Source organism: Flavobacterium sp. PS2 (genome assembly GCF_046250155.1).
In the GTDB taxonomy this organism is placed as follows: domain Bacteria; phylum Bacteroidota; class Bacteroidia; order Flavobacteriales; family Flavobacteriaceae; genus Flavobacterium.
Window position 1 is genome coordinate 3,024,467 of the sequence record NZ_CP176426.1, and the last position, 19,570, is coordinate 3,044,036.

18 protein-coding genes are annotated in these 19,570 nt (G+C 32.3%); 11 read left to right on the forward strand and 7 right to left on the reverse strand.

The genetic code is table 11. From position 1 onward, the window contains the following. The first annotated feature begins 48 nt into the window (after positions 1-48). Positions 49-2,424, forward strand: coding sequence for a penicillin-binding protein 1C (pbpC, locus tag ACJ6WR_RS13030; protein WP_409415464.1), 2,376 nt, complete (start codon positions 49-51; stop codon positions 2,422-2,424). 6 nt (positions 2,425-2,430) lie between these two features. Here pbpC and ACJ6WR_RS13035 read toward each other — a convergent pair whose 3' ends face one another. The 3 genes from ACJ6WR_RS13035 to ACJ6WR_RS13045 form a co-directional block, all read right to left on the reverse strand. Further along, a complete protein-coding gene (locus tag ACJ6WR_RS13035) occupies positions 2,431-3,231 on the reverse strand; it encodes a hypothetical protein (protein ID WP_409415465.1) in 801 nt (266 codons plus the stop codon). Between the two features lie 150 nt (positions 3,232-3,381). Then, positions 3,382-4,926 (reverse strand): ribonuclease E/G, encoded by a 1,545-nt coding sequence (locus tag ACJ6WR_RS13040; RefSeq protein WP_039116937.1) that lies wholly within the window; start codon positions 4,924-4,926, stop codon positions 3,382-3,384. 419 nt (positions 4,927-5,345) lie between these two features. Next, positions 5,346-5,636, reverse strand: a complete 291-nt coding sequence (locus ACJ6WR_RS13045; protein WP_039112429.1) for an HU family DNA-binding protein — start codon at positions 5,634-5,636, stop codon at positions 5,346-5,348. A gap of 131 nt (positions 5,637-5,767) precedes the next feature. Between ACJ6WR_RS13045 and mutY the strand changes: the two genes are divergently transcribed. The 4 genes from mutY to gldD are packed head-to-tail and all read left to right on the forward strand — an operon-like array spanning position 5,768 to position 9,178. Next, positions 5,768-6,802 (forward strand): A/G-specific adenine glycosylase, encoded by a 1,035-nt coding sequence (gene mutY / locus ACJ6WR_RS13050; RefSeq protein ID WP_086893572.1) that lies wholly within the window; start codon positions 5,768-5,770, stop codon positions 6,800-6,802. Positions 6,803-6,850: 48 nt separating this feature from the next. After that, positions 6,851-7,291 (forward strand): single-stranded DNA-binding protein, encoded by a 441-nt coding sequence (locus tag ACJ6WR_RS13055; RefSeq protein WP_039112427.1) that lies wholly within the window; start codon positions 6,851-6,853, stop codon positions 7,289-7,291. Positions 7,292-7,314: 23 nt separating this feature from the next. Next, positions 7,315-8,610 carry a gliding motility-associated protein GldE gene (locus tag ACJ6WR_RS13060; protein WP_086893573.1) on the forward strand — a complete coding sequence of 432 codons (1,296 nt, stop codon included), beginning with the start codon at positions 7,315-7,317 and terminating at the stop codon, positions 8,608-8,610. Between the two features lie 4 nt (positions 8,611-8,614). Next, positions 8,615-9,178: a gliding motility lipoprotein GldD gene (gene gldD, locus ACJ6WR_RS13065; RefSeq protein WP_409415466.1), complete on the forward strand. Its 564-nt coding sequence runs from the start codon at positions 8,615-8,617 to the stop codon at positions 9,176-9,178. A gap of 72 nt (positions 9,179-9,250) precedes the next feature. On the opposite strand, the gene ACJ6WR_RS13070 is transcribed toward gldD, so the two are convergent. Next, positions 9,251-9,631, reverse strand: coding sequence for a heavy-metal-associated domain-containing protein (locus ACJ6WR_RS13070; RefSeq protein WP_039112424.1), 381 nt, complete (start codon positions 9,629-9,631; stop codon positions 9,251-9,253). Between the two features lie 104 nt (positions 9,632-9,735). On the opposite strand from ACJ6WR_RS13070, the gene ACJ6WR_RS13075 reads away from it, so the two are divergent. Then, positions 9,736-10,602: a DMT family transporter gene (locus tag ACJ6WR_RS13075; protein WP_039116941.1), complete on the forward strand. Its 867-nt coding sequence runs from the start codon at positions 9,736-9,738 to the stop codon at positions 10,600-10,602. Positions 10,603-10,873: 271 nt separating this feature from the next. Here ACJ6WR_RS13075 and ACJ6WR_RS13080 read toward each other — a convergent pair whose 3' ends face one another. Further along, on the reverse strand, positions 10,874-12,922 hold the full coding sequence (locus ACJ6WR_RS13080; protein ID WP_409415467.1) for an insulinase family protein: 2,049 nt from the start codon (positions 12,920-12,922) through the stop codon (positions 10,874-10,876). Between the two features lie 13 nt (positions 12,923-12,935). Then, entirely contained in the window at positions 12,936-14,258 is a 1,323-nt protein-coding gene (locus ACJ6WR_RS13085; RefSeq protein WP_039116943.1) for a pitrilysin family protein, read from the reverse strand. A gap of 270 nt (positions 14,259-14,528) precedes the next feature. Here ACJ6WR_RS13085 and rplU point away from each other — a divergent pair, with 270 nt between their 5' ends. The 4 genes from rplU (at position 14,529) to ACJ6WR_RS13105 (ending at position 17,295) form a co-directional block, all read left to right on the forward strand. Next, a complete protein-coding gene (gene rplU, locus ACJ6WR_RS13090) occupies positions 14,529-14,966 on the forward strand; it encodes a 50S ribosomal protein L21 (protein ID WP_035619759.1) in 438 nt (145 codons plus the stop codon). A gap of 24 nt (positions 14,967-14,990) precedes the next feature. Beyond that, positions 14,991-15,251: a 50S ribosomal protein L27 gene (gene rpmA, locus ACJ6WR_RS13095; protein WP_007805051.1), complete on the forward strand. Its 261-nt coding sequence runs from the start codon at positions 14,991-14,993 to the stop codon at positions 15,249-15,251. A 226-nt stretch (positions 15,252-15,477) separates the two neighbouring features. Next, the gene (locus ACJ6WR_RS13100; RefSeq protein ID WP_409415468.1) at positions 15,478-16,770 is read left to right on the forward strand and encodes a hypothetical protein; all 1,293 of its coding nucleotides are present in this window, start codon (positions 15,478-15,480) and stop codon (positions 16,768-16,770) included. 87 nt (positions 16,771-16,857) lie between these two features. Next, the gene (locus ACJ6WR_RS13105; RefSeq protein WP_409415469.1) at positions 16,858-17,295 is read left to right on the forward strand and encodes a GNAT family N-acetyltransferase; all 438 of its coding nucleotides are present in this window, start codon (positions 16,858-16,860) and stop codon (positions 17,293-17,295) included. 18 nt (positions 17,296-17,313) lie between these two features. Here the strand turns inward: ACJ6WR_RS13105 and ACJ6WR_RS13110 are convergent, their stop codons facing one another. After that, positions 17,314-17,862, reverse strand: a complete 549-nt coding sequence (locus tag ACJ6WR_RS13110) for an AAA family ATPase (protein WP_409415470.1) — start codon at positions 17,860-17,862, stop codon at positions 17,314-17,316. A 399-nt stretch (positions 17,863-18,261) separates the two neighbouring features. On the opposite strand from ACJ6WR_RS13110, the gene ACJ6WR_RS13115 reads away from it, so the two are divergent. Next, positions 18,262-19,332, forward strand: a complete 1,071-nt coding sequence (locus ACJ6WR_RS13115; RefSeq protein ID WP_409415471.1) for a PQQ-binding-like beta-propeller repeat protein — start codon at positions 18,262-18,264, stop codon at positions 19,330-19,332. Positions 19,333-19,570: the final 238 nt, after the last annotated feature.

A 19,570-nucleotide genomic window follows, 5' to 3' on the forward strand; every position in this document is an offset into this window, starting at 1 on the left:
GCGTGCGAAAAAAACTTTGCGAACTTTGCGGTTAAATAAATTACTACGTTGAAAAATAAATTAAAAGCGTTCCTTCAACGCATTATAAATTGGATTAAACAGAATAAAATAAAATCACTACTAGCATTTTTGTTAGTGGTGATTTATTATTTTTCGTTGCCACGAACATTATTTCAAGAACCCTATTCTACAGTTATTGAGAGTAAGGAAGGAGAATTATTAGGAGCTAAGATTGCACGTGATGGGCAATGGCGTTTTCCTGCGCAGGATAGTGTTCCGGATAAATTCAAGAAATGTATAGTGTATTTTGAAGATGAGTATTTTTATAAGCATCCCGGATTTAATCCTGTTGCAATGGTCAATGCTATTAAGCAAAACAGGAAAGCTGGTAAAGTTGTAAGAGGAGGAAGTACGCTTACACAGCAAGTAATCCGATTATCAAGAAAAGGAAAAGGTAGAACTTATTTTGAAAAACTAGTCGAGGTTATTCTTGCAACAAGATTGGAGTTAGGATATTCTAAAGATGAAATTTTAGAGTTATATGCAGCACATGCTCCTTTTGGAGGAAATGTTGTTGGATTAGAAATGGCTTCATGGAGATATTTTGGAGTAAAATCCAATCAATTATCATGGGCAGAAAATGCAACTTTGGCGGTTTTGCCAAATGCGCCGAGTTTAATTTATCCGGGAAAGAATCAAATTAAATTATTAGAAAAACGGAATCGTCTTTTGCGTAAGCTTAACCAAGAAGGTATTATTGATAAGCAAACCTATGAACTCTCGATAGAAGAACCTTTGCCTAAAAAGCCTTATGATTTGCCACAAATAGCGCCACATTTATTACAGCGCGTGGCTAAAAATCAAGAGGGAACGAGAGTAAAAACTACAGTTGAGTTTGCTTTGCAAAATAGGGTAAACCAAATCGCAAAATATTATTACAATCAATACAAACAGAATGAAGTTAATAATCTGGCAATTTTAGTAATTGATGTTTCTAACAGAAATGTGATAAGTTATGTAGGGAATTCTCCAACAGATGGAGATCATCAAAAAGATGTTGATATTATAGATGCACCAAGAAGTACAGGAAGTATTTTAAAACCATTATTATATGCAGCAATGCTCGATGATGGTGAGATATTACCCAATACTCTGGTTGCAGATGTACCAACTCAAATTGCGGGTTATACACCTCAGAATTTTAATCTGACATTCGATGGAGCTGTTCCGGCTCACCGTGCTTTATCGCGTTCGCTTAATATTCCTTCAGTGCTTATGTTGCAGGATTTTGGAGTAAATAAGTTTTATGAAGAACTGCAAAAATTCAAATTAAGAAATATTTCCAAACCGCCAGATCATTACGGATTGTCGCTTATTCTTGGCGGAGCCGAAAGTAATTTATGGGATTTATGTCGTAGTTATGCGAGTATGTCCTCGACAATAAATTATTTTAATAAAAGCAACGGTAAATATCGAACAAACGAATTTACAGAGCTAAATTATGAAAACGATTTTGAGTCTGATTTTGGCGACGAAAGTACGCAGAAGAACATCTTAGGCGCGGGGTCAATTTGGTTAACGTATAACGCCATGGAAGAGGTAAATAGACCAGAAGGAGATGAAGCTTGGAAATTTTATGATAGTTCGCTTAAAATAGCTTGGAAAACAGGGACAAGCTTTGGTAATCGCGATGCTTGGGCAATAGGAACAAATTCCAGATATGTAGTCGGAGTTTGGGTAGGAAATGCAACTGGCGAGGGAAGACCAACCTTAACAGGAGTTACAAGTGCTGCACCAATTTTATTTGATGTATTTAATTTATTACCAAGGCAAAAATGGTTTACAACACCTTATGGAGATTTAGATGAGGTTGAGGTTTGTCGTTTAAGCGGACACTTGGCAAAAGATGGTTGTCCTAAAATAAAACAATGGGTTGCCCGAAAAGGAAAAACGACTTCTATTTGTCCGTATCACAAAACAGTACATTTGGATCAAACAGAAAAATTTCAGGTAAATAGTAGTTGTGAAAGTGTTGAAAATATGGTTGTGAAAAATTGGTTTGTTTTACCTCCTGTAATGGCTTGGTATTATAAAAGCAAGCATATAGAATACATGCCATTGCCGCCATTTAGAGATAATTGCGTTGGGACACAAACTGCTGCAATGGATTTTATTTATCCTAAAGCCAATAGCAAAATCTATTTGACCAAAAATTTTAATAGCGAAATACAGCCAGTGATTTTTAAAGTGGCATATTCACAAAGAGAAAGTCAGTTGTTTTGGTATGTAGATAATGTGTATAAAGGCGTTACTAAAGTCTTTCATGAAAAACCCATTGTAATGACTGCTGGATTCCATTATGTTACAGTTGTAGATGAATTAGGAAATGAAATTAGACGAAGAGTTGAGGTAGTGCGGGAATAAATAGGATTAAAACATTCTTAAACGACCATAAACATTTTTGTTATTGGTAAATCTAAAAGTGATTCCAAAAGTAAAACCTTTAATTACAGGGATTTTTTCTTTGTCAAAAGGAGCTGAATATCCAAAGCCTAAATCAATGATATTTAAAAAAGTAAGACCAGCTAATGCGTAAGCACTTTTATCTGATCCACCAGCTTTTATAAAAATAGATTTCTGAATGTTATAAGATAAATGTATATCTGGCAAACCGTAATATTTGCCGTCATAACTTGTAATTCCGTATCCCAAGCCTAGAAAAAGTTTGTTTTCTTCTTTGCAATCTAAACAAAATTCTAATCCGCCAGTAAATTGACTTTTAGTTGCAATCGAATAGCCAAGATAAAGGATTGGCCATTGAGGAATTTTAAACCCTGATGCATTGTTGTTTGGTTTGTAATTGAATTCTCTGGTATCGGATTTGTTGTCGTTTTCATCATACCATTTTGCATTGCCAACTAAGTATTCGCCTTCAGAGTCTTTGGAATATCCTTGAAATTGTATTTTGTTGCTTTTTAAATAGTAATCATTAATTACATAAAGCGAGTCAGTATTTGTTATTTTGTAGCCAACTGCACTTTTTGTTTTTATTTTTATCGGTTTGATTCTGTAATAAATAGCAGCTTCTTTGTTGGATTTTTTCCAATTCGAATCAAAAAAGATAGTGTCATTTTGAGCTGATATTTTGGATGTGAATAAAACAAAAATGATTAGAAGATGGTATATGTTTATCTTCTTTGAGGAAATATATAAGTGTTTTGTTGAAAGCATTTTCAGTTGATTTTATTATTTTAAATCGAATCAAATATAAGAAAACACTTTAACTTGCTGGGTTTGTTAACTGTTTTTTGGTTTAATTTATAAGCACAAAAAAACCGCCAGTCTCCCGATAGTTATCGGGACGAAAGGCGGTTTCTTGTTTTATTCTTTAATAACATTTCCATCTTTATCATAGAAATGATATTCTAAATACGTGTAAGCGTCACGAGGTATGATTTTTACCCATTTTTTATGTTCAAAAAACCATTTTGAACGTATTGATGGAAAACCTTTACTGAGGTATGCAGCCACAAATGGATGTGTGTTAAGCACAACTTTTTTGTGGGTTTTTAAAAGTCTGTCTAAATCAGATGATATTTTATCAATGATTAAAATTGGCGCTTCAATTTCGCCATTTTCATTGTTAGGATCTTCTTCTCTAGTTTTAATGTTTACTTCGGGTCTTACTCTTTGTCTTGTAATCTGGACTAATCCAAATTTGCTAGGCGGTAAGATTTTATGTTTTGCTTTATCGTCGCTCATTTCTTCTCGCAAGAAGTCGAACAAGACTTTCCTATTTTCAGGATTAGACATATCAATAAAATCAACTACGATTATTCCACCCATATCGCGCAAACGTAATTGTCTGGCAATTTCAGCGGCGGCAATCATATTAACTTCCATGGCTGTGTCTTCTTGATTAGTGGCCTTATTAGAACGGTTTCCGCTATTTACGTCTATAACGTGTAAAGCTTCAGTGTGTTCGATAATAAGATAAGCCCCTTTGCTCATGGAAACGGTTCTGCCAAATGAAGTTTTGATTTGTCTCTCTATATTATATTTCTCGAAAATTGGAGTATCATTTGATTGATAAAACTTAACAATCGATTGTTTTGAAGGTGCAATTTCTTGCAGATAATCCTTCGTTTGATGGTACAACTCTTCATCATCAATTTGAATACCACTAAAGGTATCATTAAATACATCTCTTAATATTGAAGAAGCTCTATTGAGTTCTCCTAATACTTTGGATGGATGATGAGCAGTTGGTAATTTTTTACACATTGCAGTCCATCTGCTAAGCAGGTTCTGCAAATCTTTTTCTAATTCGGCTACGTTTTTGCCTTCGGCTACTGTACGAACAATAACACCAAATCCTTTAGGTTTGATCGATAATACAAGTTTTTTTAAGCGATCCTTTTCTTTTTTATCTTCTATTTTTTGTGAAATAGAGACACGGTCAGAAAAAGGGACTAAAACAATAAAACGTCCAGCCAAAGATAGTTCTGCACTAATTCTTGGACCTTTAGTAGATATTGGTTCTTTTACGACTTGTACTAAAACAGATTGATTAGCACTTAAAATATCAGTAATGGTGCCGTCTTTATCAATCTCTTTTTCAAACTGAAAGGTTTTTAGGGAGAAATCTTTTAATTTACCTGCGCTTACAAGTTTTATGAATTTCAGTTGGGAAGCTAAGTTAGGTCCTAAATCGTGATAATGTAAAAAGGCATCTTTTTCGAAGCCTACATTTACAAAAGCAGCATTAAGTCCAGCAACGGGTTTTCGTATTTTGGCTATAAAAATATCACCAACTTGAAAATTGCTTTTCTCTTCTTCCTTGTGTAATTCAATTAGTTTTCCATCTTTTAATAAGGCAAAATCTACGAAATCAGAACTTGATCTAATGATTAATTCTTTATTCATTTGTAAATTTTTATCCGAACTTTTTAGTTTTCAATTAACAGTTTTCAGTTCATAGTTTTTGCAACTCTTAAACTCATAACGTATAACTCATAACTGAATTGTTAGGATGGATTAAACAATATTTTTTAACAGGTATTGAACCCGGGAGGGAAACTTAAATCTCAATTTTAAAACTCCAAATTCCAATAGAATCAAGATTAATTTCTCAATTTTTGGATTTTGGATTTTAATTTTTGGAATTTTTGAAATTTCCCAAATTTCAATGAACGTTTAAAAAGAAAAAAGTAGTTTAAAACTACTTTTTCTTCTTGTGGCGGTTAGCTCTCGCTCTTTTTTTACGTTTGTGCGTTGCTACCTTATGTCTCTTTCTTTTTTTACCACTTGGCATATCTTATCGATTTTATGATTAATTAATAGTATTATTTTGCTTCGTTATTGATTTTTACTCCTTCTACAAAAACTTTTGCAGGTTTAAACGCAGGAATGTTGTGTGCTGGAATTTTAATAGTGGTGTTTTTAGAAATGTTTCTTCCAGTTTTTTCAGCTCTGGTTTTTACAATAAAACTACCAAACCCTCTTAAATAAACATTGTCTCCAGTTTCTAATGAAGTTTTTACTTCATTCATAAAAGTCTCTACAGTTGCTTGAACGTCACCTTTTTCAAGACCTAATTTTTCTGAAATTTTCGCTACGATATCTGCTTTCGTCATTTTCTTTCCTATTTATAATGGTATACTATTTTTTGAGTTTGCAAATATAGGAATTAAAAAAACAAATATTCAAGCTAATTCGTTAAATTTTAATTACATAAACTTTTACTTTTGTTGTCTAATATTTAATGATGAGTTTTTCTAAACAATTGATAAAATGGTATTTACAAAATAAACGCGATTTACCATGGCGTAATACCACTGATTCTTACCCCATTTGGCTATCAGAAATAATGCTTCAACAGACAAGAGTAGCCCAAGGAATGCCTTATTTTTTGTCTTTTACAAAAGCATTTCCTACTGTTTTTGATTTGGCTAAAGCCGATGAAGAGCAAGTTTTGAAACTTTGGCAGGGATTAGGGTACTATTCTCGTGCAAGAAATTTACATCAAACAGCACAATTTATCGCTAATGAATTAAATGGAATCTTCCCTGGGAGCTATAATGATTTATTAAAACTAAAAGGAGTAGGGGAATATACGGCAGCGGCAATTGCATCATTTTCTTATAATGAAGCTGTTCCTGTTGTCGACGGAAATGTATTTCGAGTTTTATCACGTTACTTCGATATAGAAACTGATATTGCGGCAGCTTCGGCTAGAAAAGAATTTGCAGCTCTGGCATATGAACTAATGCCTAAAGATAATCCTGCAATTTTTAATCAGGCTATAATGGAGTTTGGTGCATTACAATGTGTGCCTAAAAGTCCGGATTGCTCCATTTGTATTTTTGATGATAGCTGCGTGGCTTTGCAAAAGAAGAAAGTAAGTGAGTTGCCAGTAAAATCTAAAAAACTAAAAGTAACTAATAGATATTTTAATTATCTGGTTGTGGAGGATGAATTGGGTAATACGGTTTTGCAAAAACGAACTGCTAAAGGAATTTGGCATAATCTTTATGAGTTCCCGTTATTAGAAACGGATGCCGAAAAAGATTTTGATTTTGTTTCGATGCGTATCCAGGAGGACTTTTTCAGGGAGTATTCTATTATAGGTATAGAAGAGTGTAATCCGAAAAGTATAATTCATAAGTTGTCGCACCAGCATTTGTATATCAAATTTTGGAAGATAAAGTTAAAAGAGACGATTGTAAATGGGATTAATGCTCAGGATTTAAAAACATATCCATTTCCGATTGTGATTCATAATTTTATCGAATCAGAATAAATAAGTTTCTAAAAAAATGTATCTTTGATAGAAATACTATAATAAACCATGAACGGAACATTAAATAAAGTGATGTTAATAGGTCATTTAGGTGACGATGTAAAAATGCATTATTTTGATGGTGGAAATTGCATTGGGCGATTTCAATTAGCAACTAATGAGGTTTATATAAATAAAACGACCAATGAGAAAATCACTTCTACAGAGTGGCATAACTTGGTGGTACGGAATAAAGCCGCAGAAATCTGTGAAAAATATTTATCTAAAGGAGATAAAATTTATATCGAAGGTCGAATAAAATCCCGTCAATGGCAAGCCGAAGATGGTTCGACAAAGCATACAACCGAGATTCAGGTAACTGAGTTCACTTTCTTAACTACTAAAAAAGAGACAGAGAACCAGAAACAAAATCCTCCTTCAGAATCATCAAAAAACACTAACTTTGATGCTTCAAATGATGGCTTACCTATAAATGATTTGCCATTTTGATTGTTTAACTAATTCTTTTTAATTTGGACCCAGAGCCCAGTTTATACGTTGCAAGCGCCTTAGATACCAACCTGATTGTTGGTTTTGTTGGAATTTTTATTTTACTTTTTTGTTCGGCCATTGTTTCTGGTGCCGAAGTAGCACTTTTTTCGCTGTCTCAAAAAGAGATAGACGAAGCATTACAAGAAAACGTGTCCAAAGGAAGAATCATTTCTAATCTTTTGGATAAACCCAAAAAACTTTTAGCGACATTGCTCGTAGCCAATAACTTTATTAACATTGGAGTTGTTATTTTATTCTCTTTTGTAGGTAGAGATATTTTTGACGCAGTTATTTCTCCGGTTTTAAAATTTATTCTAGAGGTAATCCTGGTTACATCTTTAATATTGTTGTTTGGCGAGATTTTGCCTAAGGTATATGCGAGTCGTAACAATCTTAAATTTGCACAACGAGTTGCGTACCCAATAGCAATATTGGATAAATTGCTTTCTCCGGTAAGTTTGCCAATGCGTTCTGCAACTATTTATTTGCATAACAAATTAGGGAAACAAAAAACTAGTTTTTCGGTAGGTCAGTTGTCTCAGGCATTAGAGCTTACGGATTCGGATGATACTTCGACAGAAGAACAAAAAATATTAGAAGGAATTGTTTCTTTCGGAAATACCGATACAAAACAAGTAATGAGTCCTAGAATTGATATTTTTGCATTAGAAATTTCAGAACCTTTTGCGGCTATCTATCCTAAAATAATTGAAAAAGGATATTCTAGAATTCCAGTTTATCGTGATAATATTGACCAGATTGAAGGAGTTTTGTTTGTTAAAGACTTACTTCCTTATATAGATAATAAAGATTTTGATTGGGTTACGCTTATACGAGAACCGTTTTTTGTGCCAGAAAATAAAAAGTTAGATAACTTATTAAAAGATTTTCAGAGTATGAAAAGCCATTTAGCAATTGTTGTTGATGAGTATGGTGGAACTTCGGGATTGGTTTCTTTAGAAGATGTAATCGAAGAAATAGTAGGAGATATTAGTGATGAATTTGATGATGAACATATTAATTTCTCTCAGATAGATGATAAGAATTACTTGTTTGAAGGAAAAATAAATTTAAAAGATTTTTACAGAATCATAGATGTTAATGAGGATTTGTTTGAGATACAAAAAGGAGAAGCTGAAACATTAGGTGGTTTTATTTTGGAGATTATAGGGAACTTTCCTAAGAAGAATCAAAAAATCACTTTCCAGAACTGTACTTTTACAATAGAAGCTGTGGACAGCAAAAGAATAAAACAAATAAAAGTAACAATAGAATAATAAAATGCTTAAAAAATCAATTGCCATAATCGTACTTTTTATAATGACGATAACTGTATTTAGTTGTAAAGACGATGTTGTGCCTAAACCGGCGAGTTATTTAAGGTTGGACTATGCTGAAGCTAAATATGTGAATTTTGAAAACCAATGTCCATTTGCTTTTGAAATGAATGCAGAAGCTGTTATAAAAGGGGAAAAGGATTGTGGATTCATGATTTCGTATCCAAAAATGAAAGCAACTATTTATCTTACGTATAAACCAGTAAATGGTGATATTAATAAATTATTGAAAGATGCTCAAAAGTTAACGTATGAGCATGTTATAAAAGCCGATGATATATTAGAACAGCCTTATTTAAACCCTGATAAAAAATTATACGGTATGTTTTATCAAGTTGATGGAAATGCGGCTACAAACTCTCAATTTTACATCACAGACAGTATTAAGCACTTTGTAACAGGTTCAGTTTACTTTTATGCTAAGCCTAATTTTGATTCGATAATGCCAGCTGCGAGTTATATTAAAAACGATATGCAGCATTTAATGGAAACCATTAAGTGGAAGTAGAGAAAAATAGAACTATAAAAAAAGAGCATTCGTTATGAATGCTCTTTTTTTTTGTGGTAAAAATCGTTGGAATTATGATTTCATATTCGAAACTTTATATGTTTTTCCGTCTCCAGTAGCCTGAACTATTTTAGTTAAGTTTTCTGGGTTCTGAATAGTTTTGTCAAAAGTTACAGTAGCAGTTTTTTTGTCAAAATCTACTTTTGCTTCTTGTACGCCATCTAAGTCAGATAATTCACTTTCGATAGTTTTAGCGCATCCCATTGCACAAGTCATTCCTTCGATATTAAAACTTGCAGTTTGCACGTTTTGAGCAGCAATTTCTTTATGTACTTTTGGAGCAGCTGCTTCAGTTGTAGCTACTGGCTTAATTTCTTCTGTTTCATTCTTTTTACAGCTTATAAACAAAAGGCTTGCAATTGCTAAAGCTGCGATTGATTTTACGATTTTCATATTGTTTTGTTTTAATAGTTTACAACAGGATTTGTTTGCAAAATTAATAAAAAACGAGTGAGGAATTCATAAATTTATTACAATTTTGCAGTAAAACAACTATTATGGATTCAAGACAATTGAAGTGGGTTTACTTAACAGTATTGGCCTTGGTTTGGGGAAGTTCTTTTATATTGATAAAAAAGGGACTTGTTGGTTTAACCGCAATTCAATTGGGTTCATTGCGAATTATTTTTGCATCCTTATTTTTATTTTTGGTTGGTTTTAAGAGTCTGGCTAAAATTCCGCTAGGACAATGGAAGTATATTGCATTGACTTCTGTTTTTGGAACTTTTACGCCTGCTTATCTTTTTGCTATTGCCGAAACTGAAATTGATAGCTCGATTACGGCAATATTAAATTCGCTTACACCATTAAATACATTGGTAATTGGAGCTGTTATTTTTGGAATTCAATTCCAGAGGCGACAAATCTTTGGCGTTTTTATTGGTTTAATAGGATGTTTGCTTTTGGTTTTTAATGGAGCAATGAGTCATCCGGAGCAAAACTATTACTATGCTATTTTAGTTGTGATAGCTTCGCTTTGTTATGCAATAAATGTAAACTTGATTAAGAGGTATTTGTCTGATTTAAGTTCGCTGAGTATTACTACAGGAAACTTTGCAGTATTATTGATTCCTGCAATTGTAATTTTGAGTTTTACAGGTTTTGGTGAAGTAATGTATGATGATAAAGTACAGAATTCAATTTTGTATATAATTATCCTTGGAGTAGTAGGAACAGGAATTGCCAATGTTTTGTTTTTTAAATTGATACAAATGTCATCGCCAGTATTTGCAACTTCAGTAACGTATTTAATTCCTATAGTAGCTTTCTTTTGGGGATTTCTGGATAATGAACTACTTACACCAATTCAGCTTTTGGGCGCGTTTATTGTTTTAATAGGGGTTTATCTGTCGGCTAAAAAATGATTTTAGTTTGTGAAATGTTTTTTGTAAAAAGTAAGATGTTTTTGTGAAAAGTAATATGTAAAGTTGATTTTGAAACGTGTGTCAGACTGAGCGTAGTCGAAGGGCGTAAAGGGCTTCAGTTATGCTCAGCCTCACAAAAAAACTGCATAAAAAAAAGCTTTGTCAAAGTGTAAACTTTGACAAAGCCTTTAAAATCTTAGAGCCTTAGCAACTCAGAATCTCAGTAACTTAGAAACCTTTGTCACTTTGAGCCTCTGCGCCTTTGAACCTTCTAAAGAAAATCAGCATCAGAAACTCCTTCGTTGATTTTTACTTCAGACATTTTGATGTTTAGTTCAAAACCTACATTTTGAACGATATTAAAAGGAACTTTAACTCCTTTTACTTCTTTATAATCGCCAAAATTGGTGGTTTGTGTAACGGTCTGCCCAGCTTGTTCTGCTATTTTAGATTCAGCAACTTTTAATCCTGATTTTGTATCATAGAAATAAGTTGTTTTACCGTCTTTTATCGCATAAGCATCGCTGTTATTAATAGGCTCGATATGATCTATTGTTAATCCTTCTTTTTTAGAAAGTTGTAATTCTTCAAACGGAACTGCGCTAGCTTTCATGTCTGTAAGATCTTTTCCTTCAAGATTTTTTCGTTGTCCTTGTTGCTCGATGTAAGCTCCTTTTTCGTTAACAACTTGCTTCATTAAATTCATAGGTCCCATAGCAAGCGAAACCATCATTTTGCCTTTTGCATCCATCTTAGAAGTGAAGCTTAAAGGAGAAGGAGCCTGAGGAATTGTAGTTGATCCTAGCATTGCAATTGTTTTTACAGAGGCAACGGCTTTTTCTCCACCAATAGCTTTTATGTAATCACTAAAAACAGTTTTAGCAGTTACTCCGGCAGGAACTTCTTTCTTTAATACTGGTTTTTCTACTGGATTAGCATATTTATCAAAATAGCTGATAGGAATATTTAGTTTTTCTAAGCCAGGAATAACCTCAGAGCCTTTTCCTGTAATTACAATTCTCATATTGTCAATTAAGAAATATTTGTTGGCTACTCGAAGTACTTCATCGGCAGTTACATTATTTATGTTTTGGATGTATTTCTCATAAAAATCTGCAGGAAGATTTTCTGTTTCGATATTCAATGCGTATCTGGCAACAGCTTGTGGTTTTTCGACTTGCATTACAAATCTACCAATATATCCAGCTTTAACAGTTTTTAGGATTTCATCTGAAACTTTTTCAGCTCGGATTCTTTTTATCTCTTTTATAAATTCAGTTACGGCACTATCAGTTACAGCGTTTCTAACTGCAGAAGCAGTTTTAAATTTAGTTGTGTATTTTCCGCTGCCTAAGCCTGAGCTAGCACCATAAGTCCATCCGTGATCTTCACGTAAATTCATGTTTAAGTAGCTGTTAAAATCACCACCTAAAATTTGATTTGCTATTACTGCTGGGAAAAAGTCAGGATCACCCATTTTTAAATTTACAGTATTCACTAATGCTATCTCTGATTGTACCGCATTTGGAACATCAACAAAATTAATTTGAAGATTAGAAACGTTTACGGGATTAGGATAGGTTTCTTTTGGTTGTGTTCTTTTCTCCCATTTTCCAAAAAGCTTTTCTACAGCGGCTTTAGTTTCTTTGAATTTTATATCTCCAATAACTACCAAATAAGCGTTTTCGGGAACAAAGTGATTTCTGTAATTAGTTTCAACGTCAGCAAGAGTTACATTTTTTATAGTTTGCTCGGTAATAAATTCTCCCGAAGGATGATTTTTTCCAAATGCTAATGCATCAACAACTCTACCTTCGATTGCAGGAACGCTTTTTTCATCGGCTTTAAGGCCTTCTAATATTTTTGCTTTTTCCTTATCAAATTCCGCTTGGGTAAAATTAGGTTGTAATGCACCTTCAGCTAAAAGCTCAAGGATTCTCTCTGAATATTTAGAAAGTGAACTAGCAAAAGCACCTTGTGAACTAAAGTTGATGCTTGCTCCGTAAAAATCTATTTCTTCGTTAAAAGCTTCTTTGGTTGTTTTTTTGGTTCCGTTACCAATTAAGCTACTTGTTAGTTCATCTACTCCTTTTTTGTTTCCTTCTACAAATGGAGCGTTGTCTAGTGTTAAATTAAAACTCACTCTTGGTAGTTTGTGATTTTCGACAACTAAAACTTTCATACCATTTGCTAAAACAAAGGTTTGTGGTTTTTTTATGTTTACTACGGGTGAGTTTCCTGGTTTTGGTTGCGGGCGATCTTGTGCTTGCATAATTCCTGTTACGAATAAAAGGATTAAAATAATTTGTCTTTTTTTCATGATTCTAAGAGTCTTAATTTTGTGCCTTTGTGCTAGGAACGTAGTCTAAAATTAAACGTTGATTAGGATTCAGATATTTTTTTGCAACATCTCTAATTTCTTCTCTGGTGATAGAGTGATAGAGGTCGATTTCGGTATTTATAAGATTTACATCACCATAAAGTAGGTAATAACTAGCTAAATTTTCGGCAATTCCTTCTACGCTTGAGTTAGAGTTAACATAATTATTGTCGAACTTGTTTTGTAGTTTTTCGTAATCTTTCTCAGAAATTAAGTTGGTTTGAAGTTTTACAATTTCTTCATCAATTTCTTTTAATAAATCAGCAGATGTGTAAGGATTCATAGGTAATCCGTATAAAATGTACATACCATAATCTTCCTGGCTAAAACCAACTGCACCAATTTGTAAAGCCATTTTTTTATCGTCAACTATTTTCTTGTATAGTTTTGAGCTTTTTCCATCACTTAAATAAGAAGATATTAAATCTAGAACTCTTGCATCTCTGGTTTTCATAGATGGAGTTCTGTAAGACGCAATCAACATCGGAATTTGGATGTTAGGATCTTCGTAAGTTGCTTTGATAGGTTGAGTTATTGGCTCTTCTGTGTAAGTTTGTTTTTGTAATGATTGTCCTTTTGGGATTGGTCCAAAATATTTTTGAACCCACTCTTTTGTTTTGGCTTTGTCAAAATCTCCAGCAATTACTAAAACGGCATTGTTTGGAGTATAGAATTTTTTGTTGAAAGCTTTAAATTCTTCAAGAGTTGCGGCATCTAAATCTTTCATGGAGCCAATTGTTGTCCAGCGATAAGGATGATTTTTGAACATGTTTTTCTTTACCTCTGGAAGAATATTTCCGTAAGGTTGGTTGTCATAACGGGTTCTTTTCTCTTCTTTAACAACTTCATTTTGGGTATCAACCCCAATTTTGTTTATTACAGGATGCATTAATCTTTCAGATTCCATCCATATTGCTAATTCAAGATTGTTAGAAGGGAAAACTTCATAATAATACGTTCTGTCGTCTGAAGTGTTGGCATTATTGGTTCCACCATTGGCGGTTACAATTTTCATCCATTCACCGCGTTTTATATTTTCGGTTCCTTCAAATAATAGGTGTTCAAAAAAGTGTGCAAAACCTGTTCTGTCCGGAGTTTCGTCTTTTGATCCTACATGATACATTACTGAGGTTATGACAACTGGTGCAGAAGGATCATTGTGTAGAATAACGTGCATGCCGTTATCTAAATCGTATTCTTCAAAAGCTACTTTTTGAGCCGAAGCTACTCCACCTAACATAAGTGCTGCGCTTAGCATAATTAATGGTTTTTTCATAGAGGTTAATAATTTTTTCAATTACAATTAATTAGTAATGATTAATTAAAATAGTTACACCAAAAATAACTTTTTTTAATTAGGATTTAGAAAATGGCTTATCTTTTGATGAATGTTTAACAGTATTTTACTACAATAGTGATTTTTAACTATTTGAAAAGTCTTGAAAAACAGGAATTAAAGAACATAGAATAATTTTACTTTAAGAAATTGCACAGTAAATTATTAATTGTATATTTGCAACCTTAAAAATCAATAAATCAATTTGGTATGTATGCAATCGTAGAGATAGCAGGGCAACAATTTAAAGTAAGCAAAGACTTAAAGGTTTTCGTTCACAGATTAGCTAATGAAGAAGGTTCAAAAGTTTCTTTTGACAAAGTTCTTTTATTAGATGATAATGGGAATGTAACTTTAGGCGCCCCAGCTATAGAAGGTGCTTCAGTAGAAGCTAAAGTGTTACAACACTTAAAAGGAGACAAAGTAATCGTTTTCAAAAAGAAAAGAAGAAAAGGTTACAAAAAGAGAAATGGTCACAGACAATATCTTACTCAAATTGTAATTGAAGGTATTACTGCAGCAGGAGGAACTAAAAAAGCAGCGGCTAAAAAAGCGGTTGTAGCAGAAGAAGTAGCTACTGAAGAAGTAGAAGCTCCTAAAGCGAAAAAAGCAGCTCCAAAAGCAAAAAAAGAAGCTACTAAAGAATAATAACAATATTTAAACTCATACGTCATGGCTCACAAGAAAGGTGTCGGTAGTTCGAAGAATGGTAGAGAATCAGAATCAAAACGTTTAGGCGTTAAGATTTTTGGAGGTCAAGCTGCTATTGCTGGGAACATCATCGTTAGACAAAGAGGTTCAAAACATAATCCAGGTGAAAACGTTTACATTAGTAAAGATCACACTCTACACGCAAGAGTAGATGGAGTTGTAAAGTTCCAAAAGAAAAGAGATAATAAATCATACGTTTCTATACTTCCATTCGAAGCATAATAACTAAGATTCTATATTATTATAAAACCCGTTTGCCAAGGCAAACGGGTTTTTCGTTTTTAGGCTGTTGCTTATAATCAATTTGTGATTTGTGTCTCCTTAATTTAGGTTTTAAGATTTACTAAATTAATGCGAAAATCTACGAAATTGCATTCTTAAAGTTTTTTGTCCTGGTTCTGGATAGTTTTATTATTACTACTTTTGATTAGATAAATCTATTTTAGTTTTGAAAAGAATATTATTACTTCTATTGTTTTTTTGTGTCACTGTGTATGCGAAAAGTGTATCTGGTCATATTGCAAATCAAATTGTATCACTTGATGAATCACAAAAAAGAATTTTATATGAATTTGCTATTTTACAGAAAAATGGTTCTGATGCCAATGTGTATTGGGAAAAATACAAAAGTCAGTTTCCTGCCATAAATGATAGTATAAGAGATGAGTTGGCTAATGAAATATTTGTTAATTCTCATGTTTTATATACTCCAGTAAAAAACTCTGCTATCGAATTATGGATGCAAGCACAATCATTTACGAATTGGATGTTGTACTTAGCTGCATTTATTGCGGTGTGTGCAGTAATAGGTTTGTTGCGTAATTATTGGGGAGCTATTATCAGAATGCTTATAAAGCAATTTGAACCTTTGTTTAAAGTACTGTTTTCGGAAGTTTTGTTAACGTATGAATTACTATTGATTGGTGCAGTTTGTGTTGTTCTTGGGTGTAGTGTAGAAGATATGGTACTGCGTACAGTTATTATTCATGTTGGGTTCTTTTTATTGTGGAGTCAATCTACAGCATTGTTTACTAAAAAGTATCTTGTTCGTGGATACATCTACAAAATAAAAAGTAATTTTTGGGAACAAGATAGGTGGGAAGTGGTAAAAACAATTTGCTTTCCTGCAATTATTGTTACGGTTGCTATTTTGTATGTATTGTATAAAGTGCCAGAGGATGTGTTTTATAATTATGAAGTTGTTGTGTCTGGTCTTGCTGCAATTTATGCTTTTCCTGTTTGGAGATTGCTAGAAAAATACATGTATCCTGTTTTAATACCTTATAAGGATGTTTATGTAGAAAGAGGTATTTATTCTCTTGCAACTTGTACGGTTTTGGCTTTGTTTATAGATGTCGTGTTTTTGTGGCAATCAAACGCTGCGTTATCGTATATTATAATTGCATTGACTTCGCTGTTGGTTCTGTCGTTTTTAATTTTATCTGTAAAGGTTAATTACAGCCATAATTATAAAAATTATTTTTACTTGCAATTTGTCACAGTTCTTTTCTTTTTATCTGTTTTGTTTTATGGTTTTAGTATTAAATCGGGTGAAATGATTTGGGTATCATTAGTTGGAGCATGCATTTTTATTGTTATTAAATATTGGGAGATTCCAACATTTTACTTTAGTTGGAAAAGAAGAAACGGATCATGGGCATGGGGTTTTCTCGGTATGGCAGCTTTATTGTGGTTGTTGGCAAAAGGGATTTTGTATGTTTCGAAAGTGTTGTATGCATAATTTTGGACAGACCGAATAATTTTTAACTAGATAAAATACTGCTTTGATTTTGAGATGTTATAAATTAAAAATAATATAATTTAAGTGATGGATAAGATTGTGATTAGATTAGCAAACAAGGATGAAATAGATTGGATAAATTCTAAATATTCTGAAATTGATTTTGTGCATTCAAATTTTGAAAATGAAATCATTGCTATAGCAGAAATGGGTGATGCAAAATGTGGTCTGGGAAGAATTGTAAATATTGATGATGCTAATTGTGAACTTGGAGGAATGTTTGTTTTTGAAGAGTTTAGAGGACTTAAAATCGCAGAAAAAATTATTGAATTTCTTATTGATAAGAATCAAAATAAAGATAAAAACACTTGGTGTTTGCCATTTGAAAAGCTAAGCAATTTCTATAATAAATTCGGATTTGAAGATAATAATAGAAAAAATAGAGAAGTTCCTAAAGCTGTTATAGAAAAACATATCTGGTGTAATTCTAATTATGATGATAAAGTTCTTTTATTGGTAAAATAGATATTGATTGAAAGAAGACTATTTATTTTCTATAGTCGATAAGATAAAATTGACTCTTTCCTTTGTTCCTAATTTTGGGACTTCTATTAATTGGTAACCACAACCATTATAGGTGTTTTTTATTGCTTTATAGGTGTCTATTGCTTCTTGAAAAGATTGTTTGCGTTCGGTATCTGTCTGGTAAATTTCTTCCCAAGGAGGCAGGATAAATACAATCGGATTATACTGGTATTTTTTAACTGCCTCTGTGAGTTCTGGAGGAGGTTTTAAACCAATTAAATTTGCGTACGCTAAAGTGTCTGGAATTCCTCTGTCAAAAAAGGTGATTAAAGCATTGTCTTTGTTTTTTGTATAGGTTTCAATCGAGTGTTCCAGCATTAATAATGTAAATTTTTCTTTGTCTGCCCAAGGCAAAGCATTTCCATTTGATTGTACTTGTTCCTTAATTATTTCACGTGCTACTTCGTCTACACAATTATAACCTCTTTTTTTTAATTCTTCGATAATTGTTGTTTTGCCGCATCCGGGACCTCCAGTAATGGCAAATAAATGGATTGATTTGTTCATTTTAATTTATTTGGTCTCTAATATAGTTTAACACTATGTGCTTTAGTGCATTTTGTTTTAGCTTCTAAAAAATATTTTAGCCACAAATTGCACAAATTTCCACAAATTAATTAGCGCTAATTTGTGTAATTTGCGGTTAATAAATAAGTATTGTAGCCTTGCAGGCTTTCAGTCTGCTAACTAAATCTATGAACTTTTAGTCCATAGTGGTTTAATTAATTGTTGTAAAAATTCTTCTAGGTTGTATGTGGTTATTTGAAATACTTGTGATAAAGATATTTCATATATTCGCTGATAGTAGAGTTTTGTTTATGGTTTTTAGTGGTCTAAAAGCCGAAATGATAAAATTCTTTTTTAATGTATAAGTTAATGAGGTTTTTGTTAAAAAACACAATAAGAATGAAAGCAAGAAATGTTGTAATATTTGTTTTTTTAATTTGCCTTTTTGCTTGTAAAAAAGATAGGGAGACTGTAGTTGATGATAATAAGAAATATGTAAAATTGTTATGGCGAAACAAGTCGTTTGATTGGACTCCGACAACATTAGTAGTAAAAAATAAAATGTTGTATTTCGGAGATTTACATAGGAATTTCTATGCTGTAAATTTAGAAAATGCTAAAGTAAAATTGAAATTTAAATCGGACTATAATCCGTTTTATAAACCATTAATAGATGGTCAAGATTTGTTTTTAGCGGATTATAACGCTGAATTAAGTTGTTTTGATTCTTTAGGAAAGTTAAAATGGCAAGTTAATGGCGAGATGAATTTAAGAAAGGATTTGGCTGAGAATGGCAACTATATTTATGGCTCAGTTCAAGGAAACGGATTTAGTAAACTAAATAAAAAAGATGGTAAAGTGGTTTGGTATTTGCCTAAAGATTCAAATATTACCGAAACAAACGAACCTGAGTTTTTTGAAAATAGGGTATATTTAGGTTTGTCAGAACATGACGCTAAACTTTTAGCAATCGATAACAAAAGTGGAAAAAATATTTGGGAAAACAAATATAAAAAATATTCAAACTTAAACCAGATTAAAACAGAAAAAGGACTTTTAGTTTGTCTTAATAAAGATTTCAAACAAGGGGAAATTTTGATGTTGGATTATGAGACTGGAAACGAAATTTGGTCAGAATCTTTTAACTGCGATGTGTTTTATGAACCTTGCGTTGCAAACAAAAGTATAATTTTAAGTACGTATGATAACAAAGTTGTTTCTGTGAATATTGAAAACGGAAAAACAAATTGGGTATTAGATTTAAAAAATGATCAAGTTGAAAGTAAGATTATAAGCTTTAAAGGGAATATTTATTTTGGAACTATGAATCGGAATTTATATTCTTTAAATATTAAAACAGGGAAAATAAATTTTGTTCAACAATTTTATTACGGAATTTCAACACCAATTGTAGAAGATAATAAGATTTATTTTCCGACTGGAGGGAGTGAAATGTGGGTATTAAAATAAAAAATTAAGATCGTAAAACGTTATTAATTTTTTAAGTGATTGTTTGTGAACCACTTTTTTAGAGGTTTAGAGAATGAAATATTGAAATAACACGAAGAAAATATTTCTATTTCTATTTAGAAAAAAGGGATGAATTGGAGTGATAATATTTCTTATATTCGCTCAAAATAAGTTAAATTATTGCGTAAAGACATATTTAGATCGGGATAGTTTGGCTGTTTTGTGTGTTAATTATAAG

Excerpts from the sequence above, each read along its gene's own strand:
- ACJ6WR_RS13035 (WP_409415465.1), bottom strand. The coding sequence starts at position 3,231 with ATGCTTTCAACAAAACACTTATATATTTCCTCAAAGAAGATAAACATA.
- ACJ6WR_RS13040 (WP_039116937.1), bottom strand. The coding sequence starts at position 4,926 with ATGAATAAAGAATTAATCATTAGATCAAGTTCTGATTTCGTAGATTTT.
- ACJ6WR_RS13045 (WP_039112429.1), bottom strand. The coding sequence starts at position 5,636 with ATGACGAAAGCAGATATCGTAGCGAAAATTTCAGAAAAATTAGGTCTT.
- mutY (WP_086893572.1), top strand. The coding sequence starts at position 5,768 with ATGAGTTTTTCTAAACAATTGATAAAATGGTATTTACAAAATAAACGC.
- ACJ6WR_RS13055 (WP_039112427.1), top strand. The coding sequence starts at position 6,851 with ATGAACGGAACATTAAATAAAGTGATGTTAATAGGTCATTTAGGTGAC.
- gldD (WP_409415466.1), top strand. The coding sequence starts at position 8,615 with ATGCTTAAAAAATCAATTGCCATAATCGTACTTTTTATAATGACGATA.
- ACJ6WR_RS13070 (WP_039112424.1), bottom strand. The coding sequence starts at position 9,631 with ATGAAAATCGTAAAATCAATCGCAGCTTTAGCAATTGCAAGCCTTTTG.
- ACJ6WR_RS13075 (WP_039116941.1), top strand. The coding sequence starts at position 9,736 with ATGGATTCAAGACAATTGAAGTGGGTTTACTTAACAGTATTGGCCTTG.
- ACJ6WR_RS13080 (WP_409415467.1), bottom strand. The coding sequence starts at position 12,922 with ATGAAAAAAAGACAAATTATTTTAATCCTTTTATTCGTAACAGGAATT.
- ACJ6WR_RS13085 (WP_039116943.1), bottom strand. The coding sequence starts at position 14,258 with ATGAAAAAACCATTAATTATGCTAAGCGCAGCACTTATGTTAGGTGGA.
- rplU (WP_035619759.1), top strand. The coding sequence starts at position 14,529 with ATGTATGCAATCGTAGAGATAGCAGGGCAACAATTTAAAGTAAGCAAA.
- rpmA (WP_007805051.1), top strand. The coding sequence starts at position 14,991 with ATGGCTCACAAGAAAGGTGTCGGTAGTTCGAAGAATGGTAGAGAATCA.
- ACJ6WR_RS13105 (WP_409415469.1), top strand. The coding sequence starts at position 16,858 with ATGGATAAGATTGTGATTAGATTAGCAAACAAGGATGAAATAGATTGG.
- ACJ6WR_RS13110 (WP_409415470.1), bottom strand. The coding sequence starts at position 17,862 with ATGAACAAATCAATCCATTTATTTGCCATTACTGGAGGTCCCGGATGC.
- ACJ6WR_RS13115 (WP_409415471.1), top strand. The coding sequence starts at position 18,262 with ATGAAAGCAAGAAATGTTGTAATATTTGTTTTTTTAATTTGCCTTTTT.